Source organism: Acinetobacter sp. Ac_5812 (genome assembly GCF_013072695.1).
Taxonomy (GTDB): domain Bacteria; phylum Pseudomonadota; class Gammaproteobacteria; order Pseudomonadales; family Moraxellaceae; genus Acinetobacter.
On sequence record NZ_LXUK01000012.1, the window covers coordinates 95,241 to 115,050 of the forward strand.

At 39.2% G+C, this 19,810-nt stretch carries 18 protein-coding genes; 8 read left to right on the forward strand and 10 right to left on the reverse strand.

The genetic code is table 11. The annotated features are described in order from the left end of the window. Position 1: 1 nt before the first annotated feature. From estB to rubA, 3 genes are all read right to left on the reverse strand, one after another. A complete protein-coding gene (estB, locus tag A7P55_RS09595; RefSeq protein ID WP_004808493.1) occupies positions 2–946 on the reverse strand; it encodes an esterase EstB in 945 nt (314 codons plus the stop codon). Positions 947–1,030: 84 nt separating this feature from the next. Continuing rightward, a complete protein-coding gene (rubB, locus tag A7P55_RS09600) occupies positions 1,031–2,212 on the reverse strand; it encodes a rubredoxin reductase RubB (protein ID WP_171551927.1) in 1,182 nt (393 codons plus the stop codon). Between the two features lie 84 nt (positions 2,213–2,296). Then, positions 2,297–2,461, reverse strand: coding sequence for a rubredoxin RubA (rubA, locus tag A7P55_RS09605; protein WP_000760495.1), 165 nt, complete (start codon positions 2,459–2,461; stop codon positions 2,297–2,299). Between the two features lie 348 nt (positions 2,462–2,809). On the opposite strand from rubA, the gene A7P55_RS09610 reads away from it, so the two are divergent. The 5 genes from A7P55_RS09610 (at position 2,810) to cysN (ending at position 9,445) form a co-directional block, all read left to right on the forward strand. Beyond that, positions 2,810–3,247 (forward strand): SRPBCC domain-containing protein, encoded by a 438-nt coding sequence (locus tag A7P55_RS09610; RefSeq protein WP_005202469.1) that lies wholly within the window; start codon positions 2,810–2,812, stop codon positions 3,245–3,247. A 159-nt stretch (positions 3,248–3,406) separates the two neighbouring features. Further along, entirely contained in the window at positions 3,407–4,933 is a 1,527-nt protein-coding gene (lysS, locus tag A7P55_RS09615; protein ID WP_171551928.1) for a lysine--tRNA ligase, read from the forward strand. Positions 4,934–5,077: 144 nt separating this feature from the next. Further along, complete coding sequence (locus A7P55_RS09620; protein ID WP_171551929.1) at positions 5,078–6,517, forward strand: capsule assembly Wzi family protein; 1,440 nt, start codon at positions 5,078–5,080, stop codon at positions 6,515–6,517. 322 nt (positions 6,518–6,839) lie between these two features. After that, on the forward strand, positions 6,840–7,748 hold the full coding sequence (gene cysD / locus A7P55_RS09625; protein ID WP_004808480.1) for a sulfate adenylyltransferase subunit CysD: 909 nt from the start codon (positions 6,840–6,842) through the stop codon (positions 7,746–7,748). 83 nt (positions 7,749–7,831) lie between these two features. Continuing rightward, entirely contained in the window at positions 7,832–9,445 is a 1,614-nt protein-coding gene (gene cysN / locus A7P55_RS09630; RefSeq protein ID WP_171551930.1) for a sulfate adenylyltransferase subunit CysN, read from the forward strand. A 122-nt stretch (positions 9,446–9,567) separates the two neighbouring features. Here the strand turns inward: cysN and A7P55_RS09635 are convergent, their stop codons facing one another. Both A7P55_RS09635 and A7P55_RS09640 read right to left on the reverse strand, forming a co-directional pair. Continuing rightward, the gene (locus A7P55_RS09635) at positions 9,568–10,440 is read right to left on the reverse strand and encodes a DMT family transporter (RefSeq protein WP_171551931.1); all 873 of its coding nucleotides are present in this window, start codon (positions 10,438–10,440) and stop codon (positions 9,568–9,570) included. 155 nt (positions 10,441–10,595) lie between these two features. Then, on the reverse strand, positions 10,596–11,147 hold the full coding sequence (locus tag A7P55_RS09640; RefSeq protein ID WP_171551932.1) for a DUF2239 family protein: 552 nt from the start codon (positions 11,145–11,147) through the stop codon (positions 10,596–10,598). A 218-nt stretch (positions 11,148–11,365) separates the two neighbouring features. Between A7P55_RS09640 and A7P55_RS09645 the strand changes: the two genes are divergently transcribed. Together A7P55_RS09645 and A7P55_RS09650 are read left to right on the forward strand one after the other, a co-directional pair. Further along, positions 11,366–11,881, forward strand: a complete 516-nt coding sequence (locus A7P55_RS09645) for a hypothetical protein (RefSeq protein WP_171551933.1) — start codon at positions 11,366–11,368, stop codon at positions 11,879–11,881. Between the two features lie 67 nt (positions 11,882–11,948). Beyond that, a complete protein-coding gene (locus A7P55_RS09650) occupies positions 11,949–12,212 on the forward strand; it encodes a ribosomal protein L7/L12 (RefSeq protein WP_171551934.1) in 264 nt (87 codons plus the stop codon). Between the two features lie 37 nt (positions 12,213–12,249). On the opposite strand, the gene A7P55_RS09655 is transcribed toward A7P55_RS09650, so the two are convergent. Both A7P55_RS09655 and A7P55_RS09660 read right to left on the reverse strand, forming a co-directional pair. After that, positions 12,250–13,578, reverse strand: coding sequence for a hemolysin family protein (locus A7P55_RS09655; RefSeq protein WP_171551935.1), 1,329 nt, complete (start codon positions 13,576–13,578; stop codon positions 12,250–12,252). Between the two features lie 201 nt (positions 13,579–13,779). Beyond that, a complete protein-coding gene (locus A7P55_RS09660) occupies positions 13,780–14,781 on the reverse strand; it encodes a LysR family transcriptional regulator (protein ID WP_004808464.1) in 1,002 nt (333 codons plus the stop codon). Between the two features lie 530 nt (positions 14,782–15,311). Here A7P55_RS09660 and A7P55_RS09665 point away from each other — a divergent pair. Further along, on the forward strand, positions 15,312–16,916 hold the full coding sequence (locus A7P55_RS09665; protein ID WP_005145450.1) for an isocitrate lyase: 1,605 nt from the start codon (positions 15,312–15,314) through the stop codon (positions 16,914–16,916). A gap of 301 nt (positions 16,917–17,217) precedes the next feature. On the opposite strand, the gene A7P55_RS09670 is transcribed toward A7P55_RS09665, so the two are convergent. The 3 genes from A7P55_RS09670 to A7P55_RS09680 all read right to left on the reverse strand — a co-directional run bounded on the left by A7P55_RS09670 (position 17,218) and on the right by A7P55_RS09680 (position 19,800). Then, positions 17,218–17,844, reverse strand: a complete 627-nt coding sequence (locus tag A7P55_RS09670; RefSeq protein ID WP_171551936.1) for a superoxide dismutase — start codon at positions 17,842–17,844, stop codon at positions 17,218–17,220. Positions 17,845–18,070: 226 nt separating this feature from the next. Continuing rightward, entirely contained in the window at positions 18,071–18,694 is a 624-nt protein-coding gene (locus tag A7P55_RS09675) for a superoxide dismutase (RefSeq protein ID WP_171551937.1), read from the reverse strand. Between the two features lie 347 nt (positions 18,695–19,041). Then, positions 19,042–19,800 (reverse strand): Nif3-like dinuclear metal center hexameric protein, encoded by a 759-nt coding sequence (locus A7P55_RS09680; protein ID WP_171551938.1) that lies wholly within the window; start codon positions 19,798–19,800, stop codon positions 19,042–19,044. Positions 19,801–19,810: the final 10 nt, after the last annotated feature.

Here is a 19,810-nt window from a genome sequence, read left to right on the forward strand (position 1 = left end):
CCTAGTGTGATGATCTAAAGTGGTGAGTAAACAAACCACTAAGTTGCGGAATGAAATGTGCAGGAATATCATGCCCCATTCCTTGAATTAATTCAAACTTAGCACCAGAAATTGCTTTTGCAACAGCTTTCCCGTGACTTGGTGGTAACAGGCGATCTTTTGATCCGTGTACAACCAAAGTCGGCTGAGTAATTGTTTTGTTCAATGGTAACAAAGAACCTGTACATAATATTGCTAAAAATTGTTGAAGTACACCCGCTGGATAAAAACTACGTCGATATAATTTGCGAATGGTTTGAATTGATTCGACTGGATTGACATAACCAGGTGAACCGATAATACGGAAAACATTTAAACTATGATTAATAATTGTTTCTTCATCATGCCCTTCAGGTTTACCCAATAAGCTAAAAAGCTGCTTTGGAAAAGGGGGAGGTAAAAATGGTTGATTATTACTGGTAAAGAGTAAACCTATTTTTTCGACTTTTTCTGGATATTTCGCAGCAACAATCTGTGAAATCATTCCGCCCATTGAGGCACCAATAATATAGGCTTTCTCAATGCCTAGCTGATCAATCAGCATCGCCACATCATCGGCCATATCATATAAAGTATAAGGCGCACCTTCATTGCGAAGCCCAAACATGAAACGACTCATCAGTTTCATGGTATTGAGCCGTTTGCCTTTATTACGAATTTTAGAAGATAAACCGATATCTCGATTATCAAAGCGAACTACACGGAAACCTTGGTCGATTAATGCCTTACAGAAGAAATCAGGCCAAAACAGCATTTGTGCACCTAAACCCATGATCAATAAGATCGTTGGATGCTCAGGATTCCCGCCCATTTCAACATGGAGTTCAATGCCATTGCCCAAAGTTACTTTGGTTTCCTGCATAAAAGACGCATATGGTGACACGTTAAATTGGAGGGCACTGTTCATGATCTTCGTTCCAAATTGAATTCTTCTTATTGCTTAGAGAGTTTGGAGGAAATTCTTTTCTCAACAAACTCTCGTATTTAAACCTTAAACTTGCGCTGGAATCAAGTCTGGAACCAGCTTGGTGAGCGTTAAACGTTGTTTGCCTGCAGTTGCGCCTAACAGTACAAAACCTCTCAAGGTTCCTTCACCATCAGCTGCTTTGGCAAGCATACCGTCATCAAACTCTTCAGTTTCCCAGTTCACATCCACATTAAGCGGTGCAGGTAAAACCGTCAATGGCGCAGCAGGTGTTTTTACTGCAACTGGCATAGCAGGGTAGTGTACCGCTGTGCTTTGACCACTGAGCGTTTTTGCTAAAGCACGTGCTTGCTGCATAATTGGCATCACATATGGCAATAAAGTGCCATTCACTTCTGCACAGTCACCGACAGCGTAGATATCAGCTTGATTGGTTTCTAAAAGCGTGTTGGTAATAATGCCGCGACTGGTTTGAATGTCTGCTGCTTTTGCTAACGAGATATTTGGTTGTAAGCCAATTGCAGAAAGAACAATATCAGCGACCAGTGTTTTACCATTGGCTAAAGTGACTTCGTAGTCTTCACCATTGTTAATTTTGGTGACTTTTTCCACCGTGGTAGAGAGTGCAAATTTAATGCCTGCTTGTTCTAAATTGGTCTTAAAGGCTTCAGCGACATGGTTTGGCAATAAACGACCCAGTGGCTGAGGAGCTAAGTCAATTACAGTAACATCATATTGGCTATGCAATAAGTCATTGGCAAATTCACAGCCAATCAGACCTGCACCAAGAATAACCACGCGTTTGTCTTTACGGTTTGCAAGGTTTTCACGGAAGATACGATAGTCGACCAATGAGTTCACGACATGAATGTCATCACTGCCATCACCAGCAATCGCTAAGCGGATAGGGTTTGCACCGACAGCCAATACTAACTTTGAATAAGGTTGGGTAATGGTTTGCCCATTTTTTTCTAATGTAAGTTCATGGTTTTCGGCATTGATTGCTTTCACCCATGTGTCTGCATCAATGCGCATATTCAATTGGGTTGCCATCTTTGTCGCATCACCTAAAGCGATTTGTTCTGGTGCTTTATTCCCTGCAAAGGCATTAGATAATGTTGGTTTTGCATAATTTACCGCATCATCTGCACAGATCATAACCAGTTCTTGTTCAGGACTTAGTTTACGAAACTCTCGTGCTACGGTGTAACCTGCCATGCCCGATCCGATGATAACGATAGGATGCATTCTATTCTCCAATATTTTCTTATTTAAAAACAAACGATAGCAAAAAAAAAGACCATGATCATTGTCACGGCCTTCTCGATCTATTTAGATTTCAATCATTTCAAAATCAGCTTTTGAAACGCCGCAATCTGGGCAAGTCCAATCATCTGGGATATCTTCCCATTTGGTCCCTGCTGCAATGCCGTCTTGTGGCCAACCTTCTGCTTCGTCGTAAATCCAACCACAAACGATACATTGATATTTTTTCATGTGACTCTCCAAACTGATAGGTATGTTCAAGTTGCCTTTCAGTAAAACTATTCCGTAATGTCGCTATGATCGCTGCAATAGGAACTAACTTATGCTAATCGGGAGTTAGATTTTTACGCAGAACGACATTTAAGTAAAGTAAATGCAAGAGTTTAATCATTTATTCAAAAAGTGATATGGCAATTCTATCTGAAAGTCTTGTTATTTGAGCAATTACTCTAATTTTTTGTAAAAATATAACGCTTATATAATTAAAAAAAGCCGAAATGTATAAATATAGTGTGTATAAAAAACAAACATTCAGAATCAAGATATGATGATGAAAACAATGATCAAGGAGAATAAAGCATGGAAACCTTATCTTATAATATAAAAATTTATGCGACCCCTGAGAAAGTTTGGGAAGTCCTGTGGACCCCAGAAAGTTATCAGGCATGGACAAAATTCTTTGCATGCGATTCAACCATGACCACGGATTGGAAAGTGGGCGGTAAAACCTATTTCGGAGATGGCAAAGGCAATGGCATGATCTCCACCATCGAAAGCATAGATGAACCTAAAGAGATTGTTTTTAAGCATCTTGGGATGATTGAGAACGGCAAGGAGGATCTAGAAAGTGAAGCTGTGAAGTCTTGGGCTGGTGCTTTAGAAAAATATATGCTGTTTGATTTTAATGGTGAAACGCAATTGCATGTAGAGGTCGATATTCAACCAGAACATGCAGAATTTATGAATAAAGGCTTTGATCAGGGACTTGCCATGGTCAAGCATTTAGCTGAGAAATAAGCGACAGCTGATCGATTTTTTAGCGGAAAATTGCTGCGTTATCTCGATTCAAAAATGGATAAATCTTGATTTTTTTGAATTGTCTGGTTGAAACAATACGAAAATGAGTTGTGATCTGCTATTCTATGTCACTTCATTTTTTACTTAATCGAGGCAGAGATGACGCAACAAAACGCTCAATCGACTTCTGAACAAACACTTTCCGAAAACGATTTAATCGCACAGCGTCATGCCAAATTAAAGCAAATCCAAGAGACTGCAAAACAAACGGGTAAGAGCCCGTGGCCTAACACGTTTAAACGTGAGCACTATGCAGCTGATTTGCAAGAACAGTTTAAAGATCAAGACAAGGCGCAAATTGAAGACGCTGAAAAAGTGTATGTAAAAGTTGCGGGTCGTGTGATGCTCAACCGTGGATCATTTATGGTGATCCAAGATATGACAGGTCGTATCCAACTTTATGTAGACCGTAAAGGTTTGCCAGCTGACATTTTAGAAACCATTAAAAGTTTAGACCTTGGCGATATTATCGCTGCTGAAGGTTATATTGGTCGTTCGGGTAAAGGTGACTTATATGTGCACCTCGAAGGTTTTGAATTACTGACCAAATCACTGCGTCCGCTGCCAGATAAATTCCATGGTTTAACTGATACTGAAGCGAAATATCGTAAACGTTATTTAGATTTGATCGTAAATGAAGAAACACGTAAAACCTTTGAAATTCGTGCCCAAGTGGTTGCTGGAATTCGCGCATTCTTGACCAATGAACGTTTCATGGAAGTTGAAACGCCAATGATGCATGTGATTCCTGGTGGTGCATCTGCGAAGCCATTCGTAACGCATCATAATGCTTTGGACATGGAACTGTATTTACGTGTTGCACCGGAACTCTATTTAAAACGCCTTGTGGTGGGTGGTTTTGAGCGTGTGTTTGAAATTAACCGTAACTTCCGTAACGAAGGGGTTTCAACACGTCACAACCCTGAATTCACCATGATTGAGTTCTATCAAGCCTATGCTGATTATAAAGACTTGATGGTATTGACTGAAAACATGCTTGAAAAATTGGCCGTCGATATCTTGGGTTCTACTGATGTGCCTTATGGTGAAGAAGTCTATAGCTTCAAAGGTCCATTCAAAAAGATCTCAATGTTTGATGCAATTCTTGAGAATAATCCAGACTTCACACCTGAAAATGTGAATGACCGTGAATTCTTGGCGAAATTTACCAAAGACGTTTTAAAAGAGCAGGTGAAACCTGGTTTTGGTTTAGGTAAATTACAAACCATCGTATTTGAAGAAACCGTAGAAACTAAACTGCGTCAGCCGACGTTCATTACTGAGTATCCTGCTGAAACTTCACCACTGGCACGTCGTAATGATGATAATCCGCACATTACCGATCGTTTCGAGTTCTTTATCGGTGGTCGTGAGTTGGCAAATGGTTTCTCTGAGTTAAATGACCCGATTGATCAGGCTGAGCGCTTCCAAGCACAGGTTGCAGAAAAAGATGCAGGTGATGATGAAGCAATGCATTACGATGCAGACTTTATCGAAGCATTGGAATACGGTTTGCCACCGACAGCCGGTCAGGGCATCGGTATTGATCGTTTGGTGATGTTGTTTGCCAATGCTGCGAGTATTCGTGACGTTTTATTATTCCCACATATGCGCCGTAAAGATTAATTTACCGTTCATTCAAAAGCCACTTCCATGAAGTGGCTTTTTATATTCATGATTAAAAAAATATAATTATTGCATTTGATGATTGAAAAGAGATCGTAAAAAAACGATCATGTGCACATAAATAAATTTGAGAACAGTTTAGATATGTTTCTAAAAAAATCGCTTTATGTCGCATTATTTGCTTCGCTTTCCTCTGCAACATTTGCACAAGGCCTCATCTTAAACGATGCAAATTTACGTACAGATTTAAATTGGCTGAACCAGCAAGGTGTTATTCAAATTAGTACGTCGACTTGGCCAATGAGTGGGGATGAAATTCAACGTGCTTTATCCCAAGCGAAAGTGAGCAATAATGCTCAGCAAAAGGTGGTGAATTCAGTTGTTAATGCACTGAAAGCAGATAATGAAACGGTTAAACTTGGTTTACATGCCAGCTCTGATCTTAAAACTGTTCCTCAAACATTTGGTGACAACCAAAAATCACAATATCAGGTCGCTGCTGAGTTTAATGCAGGTGGTGAAAATTGGGATGCGAAACTTCGTGTGAATGGAGAGAAAGATCCACTGGTTGATAATGGGCATGATGTCAATGTAGAAGGTTCTTATCTTGCTGGTAAGCTTTGGAATCAATGGGTGATTGCAGGTCAGATTCCGACCTATTGGGGCCCTGGGCATGATGGAAGTTTGATTCGCGGTGATGCTAGCCGTCCTGTGTATGGTGTTACGGTGCAGCGTGCTGTCCAAAATGCATTTGAGACCAAGTGGTTATCTTGGATTGGCCCTTGGCAGTACCAGCTATTTGGAGGTCAGTTAGATGATTATACTTCTATTCCAGATGCAAAACTCGTTGGGATGCGGTTGACTGCTCAGCCTTTACCTTATTTGGAGTTGGGTGCTTCACGTGTCATGCAATGGGGCGGAAAAGGTCGTCCTGAAAGCCTGAGCTCGTTATGGGATGCGATTAAAGGTAATGATAATTTCTATAATGATTACGAAGGTGGAAATCAATTAGCAGGCTTTGATGCACGTTTATCTTTACAACCATTATTGAATCAGCCAATTAGTATCTATAGTCAAATGATTGGTGAGGATGAGGCTGGATATTTACCAGCAAAATGGATGTACCTAGCGGGTGCTGATTTCTCATCAAGCTATAAAAATATGCCGTATCAGCTCTATGCAGAATGGACGGATACACGTACCAATGGTGAGGTAAAAGGTATTTCTTATACTCACCATATTTATAAAGAAGGATATTACCAACATGGTTTTTCATTAGGCCATTCAATTGGTGGTGATAGTCAGATGTATTCAGTTGGTGGTGATATTCGTTTTGATACAATGAACCGTTTAAATGGGCGTGTAATTTATGCCAAATTGAATCAATCAAATATGGCTGTTAATACTGCATTTCCAAAAGAAGACAATATAAAAGGTCTTGATTTGACTTGGACACACTACTTGAAACCAACAATTCCATTAAAAGTGAATGGTTGGGTCAGTGATTCTGATTTGAATGGCAGTGATGGTGGTGTTTCTGTCGGTGTTGAAATTCCATTAGAACGGAAAATGTTCGGTTTCTGATAGGTTTTAAATCTTTGAAAAAAGAAGCCTTTGGGCTTCTTTTTTTATATTTTTTGGTGAGGAATAGGTTGTACTGATATTCCATAATCTTATTTTTATATCATAATTTTGCATATTGATATGAAAAAACAAGCTAAAGAACTGGATCTAAATTATTATAATGAATAACCGCTATTGAGTGGTTTTTTGCCACCAGTAAGAATATCTATATCATGAAAAATTGGAGTTGTTATGGCACTTGTTCCTCCACACAGTCTTCAAAGTGGTGGTTTAATCCCACTTATAGATTTTATGGATAGCATGGATAAGGAGGAAATTGTACATGACTGAAAATAGATTAACTCACCTCAAGCAACTTGAGGCAGAAAGTATTCATATTATTCGTGAAGTTGCAGCTGAATTTGAAAATCCGGTGATGCTTTACTCGATTGGTAAAGACTCAGCAGTAATGTTGCATTTGGCATTAAAAGCATTCTATCCAGCGAAACTCCCATTCCCACTACTGCATGTAGATACGGGTTGGAAGTTTAAAGACATGATTGCTTTCCGTGACAACATGGCAAAAACGCATGGTTTTGATCTGATCGTACATCAAAATGTAGAAGGCCGTGAGGCGGGCATTAACCCGTTTGATCACGGTAGTTCAAAATATACAGATATCATGAAAACCCAAGGTTTAAAACAAGCTTTGGATAAGTATCAGTTTGATGCTGCTTTTGGTGGTGCGCGCCGTGATGAAGAAAAATCTCGTGCCAAAGAGCGCGTGTATTCATTCCGTGATAATAAACATCGTTGGGATCCAAAAAACCAGCGTCCAGAACTTTGGAACCTTTACAACGGTAAAGTGAACAAAGGTGAAAGTATTCGTGTATTCCCATTGTCTAACTGGACTGAGTTAGATATCTGGCAATATATCTATTTGGAAAATATTCAACTGGTTCCTCTTTATTTCTCTGCAGTTCGACCTGTGGTTGAACGTAGTGGCACGCTAATCATGGTCGATGATGAACGTATGCGCTTAAAAGAAGGTGAAGTTCCACAAATGAAATCGGTACGTTTCCGTACACTTGGTTGTTACCCATTAACTGGGGCAGTTGAGTCTGAAGCAGATACCTTGCCTGAAATTATCCAAGAAATGCTTTTGGCCACGAGCTCAGAGCGTCAAGGTCGTATGATTGACCATGATGAGGCTGGTTCGATGGAAAAGAAAAAGCAAGAAGGTTATTTCTAATTTCCTTAAGCAAGTCCCTCTTTTTAAAGAGGGATTTAAGGAGATTAAAACCGATTTCTAAAGAATATGTGGAGTTTTGAGCAATGTCTCATCAATCAGATCTTATTAGCCAAGACATCTTGGGATATTTAAAACAGCATGAGCAAAAAGATTTATTACGTTTTTTGACATGTGGTAATGTCGACGATGGTAAAAGTACCTTAATTGGTCGTTTACTTTACGATTCAAAATTGATTTATGAAGATCAATTGCAAGCAGTAACACGTGACAGTAAGAAAGTGGGTACTACAGGTGATGCACCTGATCTTGCCTTACTGGTTGATGGCTTACAGGCTGAGCGTGAGCAAGGTATTACCATTGATGTGGCTTATCGCTATTTCTCTACAGAAAAGCGTAAGTTCATCATTGCAGATACACCAGGACATGAACAATACACGCGTAACATGGCGACTGGTGCATCTACTGCCGATCTTGCGATTATCTTGATCGATGCACGTTATGGTGTGCAAACACAAACTCGTCGCCATTCATTTATCGCAAGCTTATTGGGTATTAAAAATATTGTTGTTGCGATTAATAAGATGGACTTGGTTGAGTTCTCTGAAGCACGCTTCAATGAAATCCAAGTTGAATATGATGCTTTCGTGAGTCAACTCGGCGATCGTCGCCCTGAAAATATTGTGTTCGTACCCATCTCGGCATTAAATGGCGATAACGTTGTTAATCCATCTGCAAGTACGCCATGGTACAAGGGTCAAACCTTGATGAGCCTGCTTGAGTCAGTGGAAATTAAACGTGAATCTAATAAACGTGAATTCCGTTTCCCTGTTCAATATGTGAATCGTCCAAACCTCGATTTCCGTGGTTTCGCAGGTACGATTGCGCTTGGTCAAGTGAATGTTGGTGATGAAATTATTGCCTTGCCATCTGGTAAGAAATCAACAGTTAAAGAAATCGTAACTTTTGATGGCAACCTAGAACAGGCCGTTGCAGGTCAAGCCGTTACTTTAACTTTAAACGATGAAATTGATATTTCTCGTGGTAACGTTTTGGTCCGTGCAGGCGAGCAACCATTGATTTCACGTAGTGTGCGTGCATCAGTGGTCTGGATGAATGAGCATCCGCTGGTAAAAGGCAAACTGTATAACGTCAAAATTGGGACTCAAACTGTTCCAGCGAAAGTGACGGCAATTAACTTTCGTGTCAATGTGAATACTTTGGAACACACGCAAGTTGAAGAGCTTGAGTTGAATGCAATCGCAGATGTTGTCGTTGAGTTTGATGCACCAGTGGTCTTCGATCAATATCAAGACAGCCGTTACACCGGTTCATTCATCTTTATTGACCGTCTAAGCAATGTGACTGTCGGTGCAGGTATGGTTGAAGCGGCGGTTGAATGGGCAGCGCATAGCAACCCTGTAACTGCTGAAGATCGTGCGGCACGTTTAGGTCAAAAACCTGCTGTGATTGGTGTTTCTGCATCGTTGATCGAGAAAGCTCAAGCTTTAGAAAGTTTATTGATCCAACAGGGTGTAGTCGCAATTGCAAAAGCCAATTTAACGGCTGAGCAAATTGTATTATTACGTGAAACAGGTGTTGTAATTATCACAACGACTGTGGATGGTACAGATACAGAAATTACTGCTGAAACGGTTGAAGAAGCCGCTGAAAAAGTGGTGGAGTTAGTTCGTCTTTAATCGGCTGAATTGATTTTGAAAACCCGCGTAAGCGGGTTTTTTTATTTGAGTGGGCTAAAAAAGCTGAAATTGGTTCTGTTGCATATTTACTCATTGTATTCTTTGCAGTTGTCGTTTTGATATTATGTCGTGCAACTTGGTTTAACTGCTTTTCTATACACTAAATAAACACCACTCAAGATCGCTGTAATTCCAACGTAGTCGAAAGTGGAAAGTTGGGTATTAAAAATCATAAAGTCGAGTATCAACGTCACAAGGGGAACAAGATAGAATAAGCTAGTTGTATTCACTAGATTGCCTGATTGTAATAATTTATAAAAAATCAGTTGAGCAATCACAGAAACAATAATGCCTTGATATAAAACAGGAATCCAAAAGCCCCAATTCATCTCAAAATGAAATGATTGAAATGGGATGATAAAAATAATGAAAATCAAAGATATGGCATATTGTAGTGGTAAAACATGCCATGGTTTTTCAGAAATTTTTCTCTGTAGAATCACACCTGTCGTGATACATATCAGGCAGATAATTGATGCAAGCGTTGCCCATAAAGATAATTTGTTGACAAACATATTGTTGTAAACCAAACAAATAATTCCAAAAAAACTAAGCAATAACCCTGTGAGCTTAACTTTGGAAAAACTTTTCTCTGTAATAAAAAAGGTCAGAATAGGTTGTAAGGCAAGGATGGTAGAAAGAAGCCCTGGGGAAATTCCAAATTCAAGGGATAAAAAATAAAACAGAGTATAACCCGTAATTAAGAAGCAACCTGTAAAGATGACATATTTAAAAGAGGTGTTTTGTGGGTAAAAAGGCTGTTTTGAAATTAAACAGAAGAATAAAATTAACGCTGTAGCAATCAAAAAACGGAAAAACAGAAAAGGAATTGTAGCACCATGATGAAGTCCCCATTTGGTAAAAATGGCAGCGCTCCCCCAAAGTAAAACAAATAGGCCAATATAAAGGAAATTTTCATTCTTAAGTTTGACCATTGAACTTGTCCTTTTTCATATCTATATTTTTAGGTCTTTGAATATTAGTTTTATATGATCAGTAAACGATGATTTTCACTCGATGGTGATAAAAATGCTCTACCATCTAAGACGGGTAGAGCAAGTTATTTTAACAAATGATAAAAAGAATGCATTTAGAAAATATGACGTGTTTTGAAAACTAAATATTCTTTTATATCTTTAGGATAATCTTGAATCATCTTAAAAAAAATCGTTTGATCACCTTGATATAGAGCACGAGTTGCTTCTTCGTAATTTGGCATATTGCCTAACATGGCAGACATAAAGTGGTCAGTGGCTTGCTTGGCAAGCATGATATTGCTTTCAGAATTATGATCATTCAGTTCTTTATCGATCAATTTGCGGATCACAGCCGATGCACTGGCACTCTGTTGATCCAGCCAATCCCAATGCTTTTTCTGTAAGGTAATTTCACGAGAGATGACGCCAAGTTTCGGTCGCCCAACTTTCTTTGTTGGCTCAGGCTCACTATAACGTTGATGAATTTCTTGTTCAGAACCAGAAAGATCAAGATCAACCTGTCGGCCAGTTTGGTCATTGAAAATTAAAATATTCTCAGATGTCTTGGGCGTAAGTTTAATCTTAATTGCAAGCTCAGCAGGTTGCCCACTTGCGACCAATGTATTGCCAGAAAAGGCAGTATAGGTTGTTGTTTGAGTATTCATTTTCTTCGCATTATTTTATACGGGTAAAATAATATTATCAGGGTAAAAGTAATTATGCAAATAAATATAGCTTCAAAATATCTGATTCTGTTGGGGAGCAAGCTTTGGAACCTGACATAAAAAATGATGCAGATCGAATGCCAAATTTCAATTTTATATCTGCTTTGATATCGCTTTTATGAGACAATGTTTTTTTATTTTTGTGTATTAGGACTCCCATGATTGAGCAATCTCCTGAATCTTTAAGCGATATCGAAATTTTAGACATTTTACAGTCTATGAAAAAAGATAAGCTGGATACGGAAGCAAATGAGATTATCCGTAATGGGGGGAAGGCTGGGCGTCAAGAAGCACATAAACAAGCTTTGGTTGCATTGAATGCAAACTTTGAAGAAAAGTTTGTAGAAGCGGTTACACTCGCATTAGGTTTAAATGCTGGTCAGGCGAAAAAAATTCGCTATAAAAAAGATCGTATCCGTATTTTAAAAGTGCGTGGTATTGATTATTTAGCGATTGATGGTGCAGAAACCGCTCAGGTTTTAGCTCAAGTTGCTCAAGCGATTAGCCGTGAAGATGCAATCGTGACTGAAGGCCTACACAATATTTTCCCATTTTGGAAAGAAGGTTGGCCGATGGTTCAGTTTGATAACGCTTATAAAATCTTGGCAGAAGACATTGGTATTCACTATCAAGCGACCTTGGATGAACTCATCTCCATGTATGGTGGGAATTAAGGAATTTTAAATATCCTGTTCTGATCAATGCGGTTGCCAATAGAAAATAACAAGGATTGTTAATTTTATGAATTTACCACCGACGATTCCTGTAGAAGCTTTAGCCATGCTTCGTGCAGGGCAGCTAATTGATGCGATCAAAATCACGCGAGAAAAAACGGGTTTAGGCCTAAAGGAATCTAAAGATTTAATTGATCAATATCTTCAAGATCATCCACAAGAACAGGCGCAGATTCAAGAGCAATTGGCGCAACGTAGTCGTGGTGGAATTAAAGCTTTTATTTTAATTTTATTGATATTGGCTACCGTGATCTGGTTTGTCATGAAATAAAAAAAGCCCATATATGGGCTTTTTTTAGCTTTCAAGATTAATCATCTTGTGATGCTGGAGATTCACCTTCGAGATTGGGTAAAACTTGAGTCACTAGCAATTGGTCAATTTTATAGTGGTCAATATCGACAACTTCAAATTTGAAACCAGCATATTCAACAGCATCAGCAGGGCGCGGAATTTTGCGTAAACGATACATGATAAAGCCTGCAATCGTTTCGTAATTTTCATTTTCCGGGAATTCTTCGATGGTTAATGCGTGTTTTACATCTTCAATTGGTGTGCTGCCGTCAATCAACCAAGAATGATTATCTCGTTTGATAATCTGCTTTTCCTCATCCATCGGTGTAACCCAGTCTCCCATGACCGTGATCATAATATCGCTGAGCGTGATAACACCCACAACCAAAGCATACTCGTTGATCACAACAGCAAACTTTTCTTTGGTCGAGCGGAAACGATCCAGTAGTTCAGATAAGGTTAAAGAGTCTGGAATAATCAGGACATTACGGATGGTTGATTCATTGAGTTGGGTAAAGGATTGATTGTTTAAGATACGTACCAGAATATCTTTGGCATCGACATAACCAATAACCTGATCAATATGTTCACTACACACTAAGAATTTTGAATAAGGATGTTCAGCCAGCTTTTGACGAATACTCTGTTCCGGTTCATTCAAAGTGAAATAAACAATATTTTCTCGTGCCGTCATGCTGGATGGGACAGTTCGTTCTTCAAGCTCAAATACATTTTCAATGAAATGATGTTCTTGTTTTTGTAAGACACCAGCTTGTGCACCAGCATTTACGATGGCAGAAATATCATCAAAAGTCATGCTGTCATCGCGTTTAGTATCAATTTTAAAGATTCTAAAAATTGAATTTGCAATGATATTAATAAACCAAGCCAATGGTCTGCAGATTTTGATAAAGATCGTAATTGGATTGATGACTTTAATGGCTAGTTTTTCTGGAAAGATCATGGCCAAACGTTTTGGCATCAAATCAGCAAACAAGATAAATAGGGAAGTGACTGTTAAAAAAGATAAGCTGAATCCGATGGTATCTGCCCAAGGCCCTGGGTAAAGCTCAGTCGCCAAGTTGTGGAAGTAGGGACGCAATGAGGATTCACCGACAATACCCCCCAAGATCGCGACAGCATTCACGCCGACTTGGGTGGATGCAAAAAAGTCTGCTGAGTTTTCTTGTAACTCGATGACTTTATTTGCTCTTTCCTCACCGCTTTCGGCAATGAGTTTGAGTTTGAGTTTTCGTGATCCAGCAATCGCGATTTCAGATAAGGATAAAAAGAATGAACATGCGACTAGAAGGACTAGAATCATCATGCTTTGTAAAATATCCATACATCACCTATGTTGATAGGACACAGCCTATAAAATCGCTTATGCAAATAATTGTTTGTTACGCATTATTTCACTCGCTTATTCTATAAGAGAATATAAACTATCAATAATTAAAAGAAATAAATTTTTATTGATATTATTATTAAAACAATCAGCCACACAGAAGATATGGCTGAAATTTCATCTTGTTAATGTGTCTGTTTAGAAAAAGCTATGTGGTAATTGTGAATTGCCATTATTCAACAAGTATTCACGATTTTCTTCCTCAATCATTTGGCGAGCCACAAACAAAATCAATTGTCTGAGCCAACGATGTGCAGGATGATGATGCAACAACGGACACCAAGCCATTTTTAGTTCAAATTCAGGAATATAGAAAGGAGGATCCTTTATAACCAGTCTAGGATTCTGTGTTTGTAAACGCGCCATACGTGTTGGTAACGTCGCGATTAAATCTACATTTTGCGCCAAGAGTGCTGGCATTTGATAATGACGGGTAAATACAGAGATCTTGCGGCGTTGACCGATACGCTCTAAAGCTTGATCAATCCAACCTAATCCAGCTTGTTTTTCTGGATTGACACCAAAGCCGACACCCATACCTGTTTTAGATACCCAAATATGCTGTGCATCTAAATAACTTTTTAAATTGAGGTGAGTAACTGCAGGGTGCTTATCATTTAAAATACAGCTAAAACTATCACGCCATACTAAGACCTGATGGAAGCTTTGCGGGATTTCGTTGAAGCGGTTAATGGCTAGATCAACTTTACCTTGTTCCATATCACGGTAGGACACGTCACTTGGAGTTAAGAAATCCAAGACCACATTGGGTGCTTCTGAGCGTAAAGCTTTTACTAAACGTGGAACTAAAGTCGCTTCGGCATAATCGGATGTCATAATCCGGAATACACGATTACTGGTATAAGGACGGAATTCAGTACGCGGTTCAAGAATCATTGACAGATCAGCCAATGCATCTCGAATACGTGGCTGTAATTCTAATGCACGTTCTGTTGGCGTCATACCTTCAGAAGAACGAATGAGTAGGGGGTCGTTAAATAAATTACGTAAACGACGCAGAATATTACTCATCGCAGGCTGGGTAACACCCAATTGCTCTGCTGCGCGGGTGACATTTTTTTCACGAAGAAGTACGTCAAGATAAATTAATAAATTGAGATCGACGCGCTCCAGATTCATAAAAAAAATACCGAAAATAAAATCCTTGAATTGCCTTGAATTATGACATATCCAAAGGGATTTGTGTAACTTAATCCTACATAAAAGCAACAGCCTCAATGCTTATGTTTCAACTTGGCACATTCTGTCGAATTATTTAATTTTAACGGCTTTTTATGGTGTAATTTTTTATTCAAATTGAGGCAAAATAGACCAGAAAATTGTCATTTCCTGTCGTTTTAAGAACCCTGTTTTAGTTTTTTCTGAACTGATGAGTCTAGAAAATGGGTCTGAAATTTGATGGTTGGCTTAAGTTGTGTATTTTGTAAGGTTAATAAAAACAATCGTTTATCTGGTATTTTTTGTATTTTTGAAAAATGGTTATACATATATTTTTTTAGAAAATACTGAAGATTAAGCCAGAATATTGGATAAAACACTTGCCAAAGACTAAGCTGTGATACATGTTGATGAGGTGCTTTAAATCTAGACTAATTAAAATCAGGATTTATTAGCAATCATTCGATGCCAATCCGCAAAAGGAATATATCATGTCTACATATCAAACAGCGATTGATGCAATCCGCGAACTAAAAGCAAAATTCGGCGACACTTGGCGCGATATTAGCCCAGAAGATGCTGCGCGTATGCAAATGCAAAACCAATTCAAAACTGGTTTAGATATTGCTAAATATACAGCTGCGATTATGCGTCGTGATATGGCTGCTTATGATGCTGATTCTAGTAAATATACTCAATCATTAGGTTGCTGGCACGGTTTTATCGCGCAACAAAAAATGATTGCGAACAAAAAATACTTCGGTACAACTGAACGTCGCTATATCTACCTTTCTGGTTGGATGGTTGCTGCACTTCGTTCAGAATTTGGTCCACTTCCTGACCAATCTATGCATGAAAAAACTTCTGTACCTGCTTTGATCGAAGAAATCTACACTTTCTTACGTCAAGCTGATGCGAAAGAACTTAACGATTTATTCCGTGCGCTTAAAAAAGCAAACGAAGCTGGTGATACTGCTAAAGCTGCTGAAATCACTGCTCAAATCGACGGTTTCCAAACTCACATCGTGCCAATTATTGCGGACATCGACGCTGGTTTCGGTAACGAAGAAGCGACTTATTTACTTGCACGTAAGATGATCGAAGCGGGTGCTTGTGCACTTCAAATCGAAAACCAAGTATCTGATGCGAAACAATGTGGTCACCAAGCTGGTAAAGTAACTGTTCCACATGAAGACTTCATCTCTAAAATCCATGCATTACGTTATGCATTCTTAGAAATGGGTCTTGATGACGGTATCATCGTTGCGCGTACTGACTCTGAAGGCGCTGACTTGACTCAAAAAATCCCAGTGGTTAAAGAGCCAGGTGACATCGCTTCTCAATACATCAGCTACTTAGATACAACTGAAATTGACATTGCTGATGCTCAAGAAGATGAAATCTTGATCAAACGTAATGGTAAATTACACCGTCCTAAGCGTTTAGCTTCTGGTTTGTATCAGTTCCGTGCTGACACTCAAATTGACCGTGTTGTACTTGACTGTGTATCTAGCCTTCAAAATGGTGCTGACCTTCTTTGGATCGAAACTGCGACTCCAAACGTAGAAGAAATCGCTCACATGGTTAACCGTGTACGTGAAACTGTTCCAAATGCGAAGCTTGTTTATAACAACAGCCCATCGTTCAACTGGACTTTAAACTTCCGTCAACAAGCTTACGACCGTTGGGTTGCTGAAGGTAAAGACGTTTCTGCTTACGACCGTGCTAAATTAATGAGCGCTGAGTACGATGCGACTGAATTAGCTGCTGATGCTGACGCTAAGATCCGTACATTCCAAGCAGATGCTGCTCGTGAAGCGGGTGTGTTCCATCACTTGATCACACTTCCGACTTACCACACTGCTGCGCTTTCTACTCATGAGCTTGCACAAGGTTACTTCGGTTCTGAAGGTATGTTGGCTTATGTTGCTGGCGTACAACGTAAAGAAATCCGTGGTGGTATCGCTTGTGTTAAACACCAAGCAATGGCGGGTTCTGACATCGGTGATGATCACAAAGAAATCTTCTCTGGTGACAACGCTCTTAAAGCGCACGATGATGCTAAAAACACAATGAACCAATTCGCTGCTCACTAAGCACTGAACTGATTCAAAAAAACCCTGCGAAAGCAGGGTTTTTTTATTGCTTAAAAATTTGATGTGTTGTGGTGATTTAGAGCTAATGCTGGGGGTGGCTGATTTTAAGTTTATTATTTGGGGGGCTTTTGCAAGCTGAGATAAGAGGGCGGCTTTTAAAACAATTGAACGGTGTGAGTATCAATTAAACTTAAGTCTTTCATTCATTGTACTTGGGTTGATTTGCTCTGGTGGATGCTATAAATCGCATCGCAAAAAAAACTGCTCATCAAGAGCAGTTTTTTATTCAAGAAATAATCAATTATTTCTCAACACCTGCTGTTTGACCTGCAAGTTTTGCATTTGCATAGTCCCAGTTTACTAGGCTTTCTAAGAAAGTAGCGATGTATTTTGGACGTAAGTTACGGAAGTCGATGTAGTAAGCGTGTTCCCAAACGTCGATGGTTAATACTGCAACTTGACCATGAGCAAGTGGCGTATCTGCATTGGCAGTTTTAGTAATAGATAATTTGCCGTTTACTTCATCAGCAACTAACCAAGCCCAACCTGAACCGAATTGAGTTGTTGCAGCAGCAGTAAATTCTTCTGCAAATTTTTCGTAGCTACCAAAAGCTTCTTCGATTTTAGCTGCAATCGCACCTGTTGGCTTACCACCACCATTTGGTTTCATGCTGTTCCAGTAGAATGTATGGTTCCATACTTGCGCAGCATTGTTAAAGATACCTGCTTTAGATGCATCACCAGCAGACGCTTTGATGATTTCTTCTAAAGTTTTGCCTTCAAGGTCAGTACCTTTGATTAAGTTGTTTAAGTTAACAACATAAGTATTGTGGTGTTTGTCGTGATGGTATTCTAAAGTTTCGCGAGTGATGTGTGGCGCTAAATCATCATAGCCATATGGAAGTGCAGGTAAAGTAATGGTTGTCATGTTTCATTCCTTGCAAATTTGCTGGGTTTTACATTAAGTGCCTTTATTGTAAATGATTCTATAGACAATAGGGCAGTCTTTTAATACACAAAATATGCAAAAAATTTCGTTATGAGACATATACCATACAACAATGATTAGAGTTTTTAGCTCGGTTGGTGAACGTTGCAAAAGACTCTAACCTGTTTTTAGTGAGATGCTGATCTAAGTTCAGTTGCTATGAAAATTACTGAGTTTTGGCTTGTAATGCATCATGATAACGACGATTGACCTCATCCCAATCGACAACATTATAAAAGGCAGCAATATATTCAGGACGACGGTTTTGATATTTTAAGTAGTAGGCATGTTCCCATACATCCAGACCTAGAATAGGCGTATTGCCATGCATCAAGGGTGAGTCTTGATTGGCACTACTTTCGACAATCAGCTTATGTTCAGGCGTAACGCTTAGCCATGCCCAACCACTCCCAAAACGACTAATTGCAGCTTTGGTAAAAGCATCTTTAAAAGCATCAAAACCACCCAACTGTTGATCAATTGCTTCCGCAACAGGCCCTGTTGGTTGTCCACCACCTTGTGGGCTCATGACGGTCCAAAAAAGTGAGTGATTGGCGTGGCCACCTGCATTGTTGATCACCATATTCTTAAGGTTGGCAGGGACGTCATTCACTTTGGCAACCAATTCTTCTACAGGGAGTTTTTCCCATTCTGTACCTTCAATTGCACCATTGATATTATTGATGTAGGTCTGATGATGTTTACTGTGGTGGATTTCCATGGTTTTGGTATCAATATTGGGTTCAAGTGCATCGTAAGCATAAGGAAGTGCTGGTAAAGAATAAGCCATGTGTTTGATTCCTTTTAATCAAAATGATTTTATTGGCATAAATTAAAGCGCCTTCATTATTCATTTAAAAGCAAATGAGAATCAATATCTTTTAATTTGCTTTTATCTATACAAAATGGGATAAAAAATAAATTTTATTTATCATTGGTTTTATTGGGTATTGAGTTGGCTGAGCAATAACAACAAGTGTTTGACTCTTAGTCTATTTAAAGTAGGCAGAGGTATTGCAATGAGAAATAGCTGATTATTTCAATCACTCAAGTTGCACAGACATTGGTTTAAACATTGGGTTGAAATATAAAGGGAAGGAGTGAAACGAACTTCACTCCATTCAAGATTGGATCGGGTTAAATCGGGTTATTGAGTTCAAAATACTCAGTTTCGATTGAAAATTGTTGGGCAATGGCTTGTGCCAAACGCTGCACGCCATAACGTTCAGTGGCATGATGGCCACATGCGAAATAATGTACCCCAAGTTCTTTGGCTTCATAGAACGTACGTTCGCTGACTTCACCAGAAATATAAGCATCACAATCTGCTTGAGCTGCTTTGGCAATAAAATCTTGAGCACCACCTGTGCAGAAGCCTACTTTTTTGATTAGCGTTTTATCACTCGGCAGATGAATCACATTAAAGTCAAAAATGCTCTGTAACTTCGCTTTAAATTGTTCAGGACTCAGTGAATCGCCTAAATAGGCGATATTACCGATTGGGTGTTTTTCGCTTGGATCTAATGCTTCTAGATCGTGTAGACCAATCAAATCGGCAATAGCGACGTTATTGCCCAAAGTTGGATGTGCATCCAAAGGTAAATGGTAGGCAATCAGGGAAACATTATTTTGAATCAGTTTTTTGATGCGATTGCCACGCATTCCTGTGATTGGGTAGGGTTCGCCTTTCCAGAAATAGCCATGATGAACCAATAAGGCATCTGCTTGTTGGGCAATTGCAGCATCAATTGCATCTTCAGATGCAGTCACGGCACATACAATTTTATTGACTTCAGGCTTGCCTTCGATCTGTAAGCCGTTTGGTGCGTAGTCTTTAAATTCATTGGCTTTTAAAGTCTGGTTACACCATTGCACAATGTCATGCAAATTTGCCATGCGATTCCTC

Bases quoted from the DNA above. Each gene is read 5' to 3' on its own strand.
- estB (WP_004808493.1), bottom strand. From the start codon at position 946: ATGAACAGTGCCCTCCAATTTAACGTGTCACCATATGCGTCTTTTATG.
- rubB (WP_171551927.1), bottom strand. From the start codon at position 2,212: ATGCATCCTATCGTTATCATCGGATCGGGCATGGCAGGTTACACCGTA.
- rubA (WP_000760495.1), bottom strand. From the start codon at position 2,461: ATGAAAAAATATCAATGTATCGTTTGTGGTTGGATTTACGACGAAGCA.
- A7P55_RS09610 (WP_005202469.1), top strand. From the start codon at position 2,810: ATGGAAACCTTATCTTATAATATAAAAATTTATGCGACCCCTGAGAAA.
- lysS (WP_171551928.1), top strand. From the start codon at position 3,407: ATGACGCAACAAAACGCTCAATCGACTTCTGAACAAACACTTTCCGAA.
- A7P55_RS09620 (WP_171551929.1), top strand. From the start codon at position 5,078: ATGTTTCTAAAAAAATCGCTTTATGTCGCATTATTTGCTTCGCTTTCC.
- cysD (WP_004808480.1), top strand. From the start codon at position 6,840: ATGACTGAAAATAGATTAACTCACCTCAAGCAACTTGAGGCAGAAAGT.
- cysN (WP_171551930.1), top strand. From the start codon at position 7,832: ATGTCTCATCAATCAGATCTTATTAGCCAAGACATCTTGGGATATTTA.
- A7P55_RS09635 (WP_171551931.1), bottom strand. From the start codon at position 10,440: ATGGTCAAACTTAAGAATGAAAATTTCCTTTATATTGGCCTATTTGTT.
- A7P55_RS09640 (WP_171551932.1), bottom strand. From the start codon at position 11,147: ATGAATACTCAAACAACAACCTATACTGCCTTTTCTGGCAATACATTG.
- A7P55_RS09645 (WP_171551933.1), top strand. From the start codon at position 11,366: ATGATTGAGCAATCTCCTGAATCTTTAAGCGATATCGAAATTTTAGAC.
- A7P55_RS09650 (WP_171551934.1), top strand. From the start codon at position 11,949: ATGAATTTACCACCGACGATTCCTGTAGAAGCTTTAGCCATGCTTCGT.
- A7P55_RS09655 (WP_171551935.1), bottom strand. From the start codon at position 13,578: ATGGATATTTTACAAAGCATGATGATTCTAGTCCTTCTAGTCGCATGT.
- A7P55_RS09660 (WP_004808464.1), bottom strand. From the start codon at position 14,781: ATGAATCTGGAGCGCGTCGATCTCAATTTATTAATTTATCTTGACGTA.
- A7P55_RS09665 (WP_005145450.1), top strand. From the start codon at position 15,312: ATGTCTACATATCAAACAGCGATTGATGCAATCCGCGAACTAAAAGCA.
- A7P55_RS09670 (WP_171551936.1), bottom strand. From the start codon at position 17,844: ATGACAACCATTACTTTACCTGCACTTCCATATGGCTATGATGATTTA.
- A7P55_RS09675 (WP_171551937.1), bottom strand. From the start codon at position 18,694: ATGGCTTATTCTTTACCAGCACTTCCTTATGCTTACGATGCACTTGAA.
- A7P55_RS09680 (WP_171551938.1), bottom strand. From the start codon at position 19,800: ATGGCAAATTTGCATGACATTGTGCAATGGTGTAACCAGACTTTAAAA.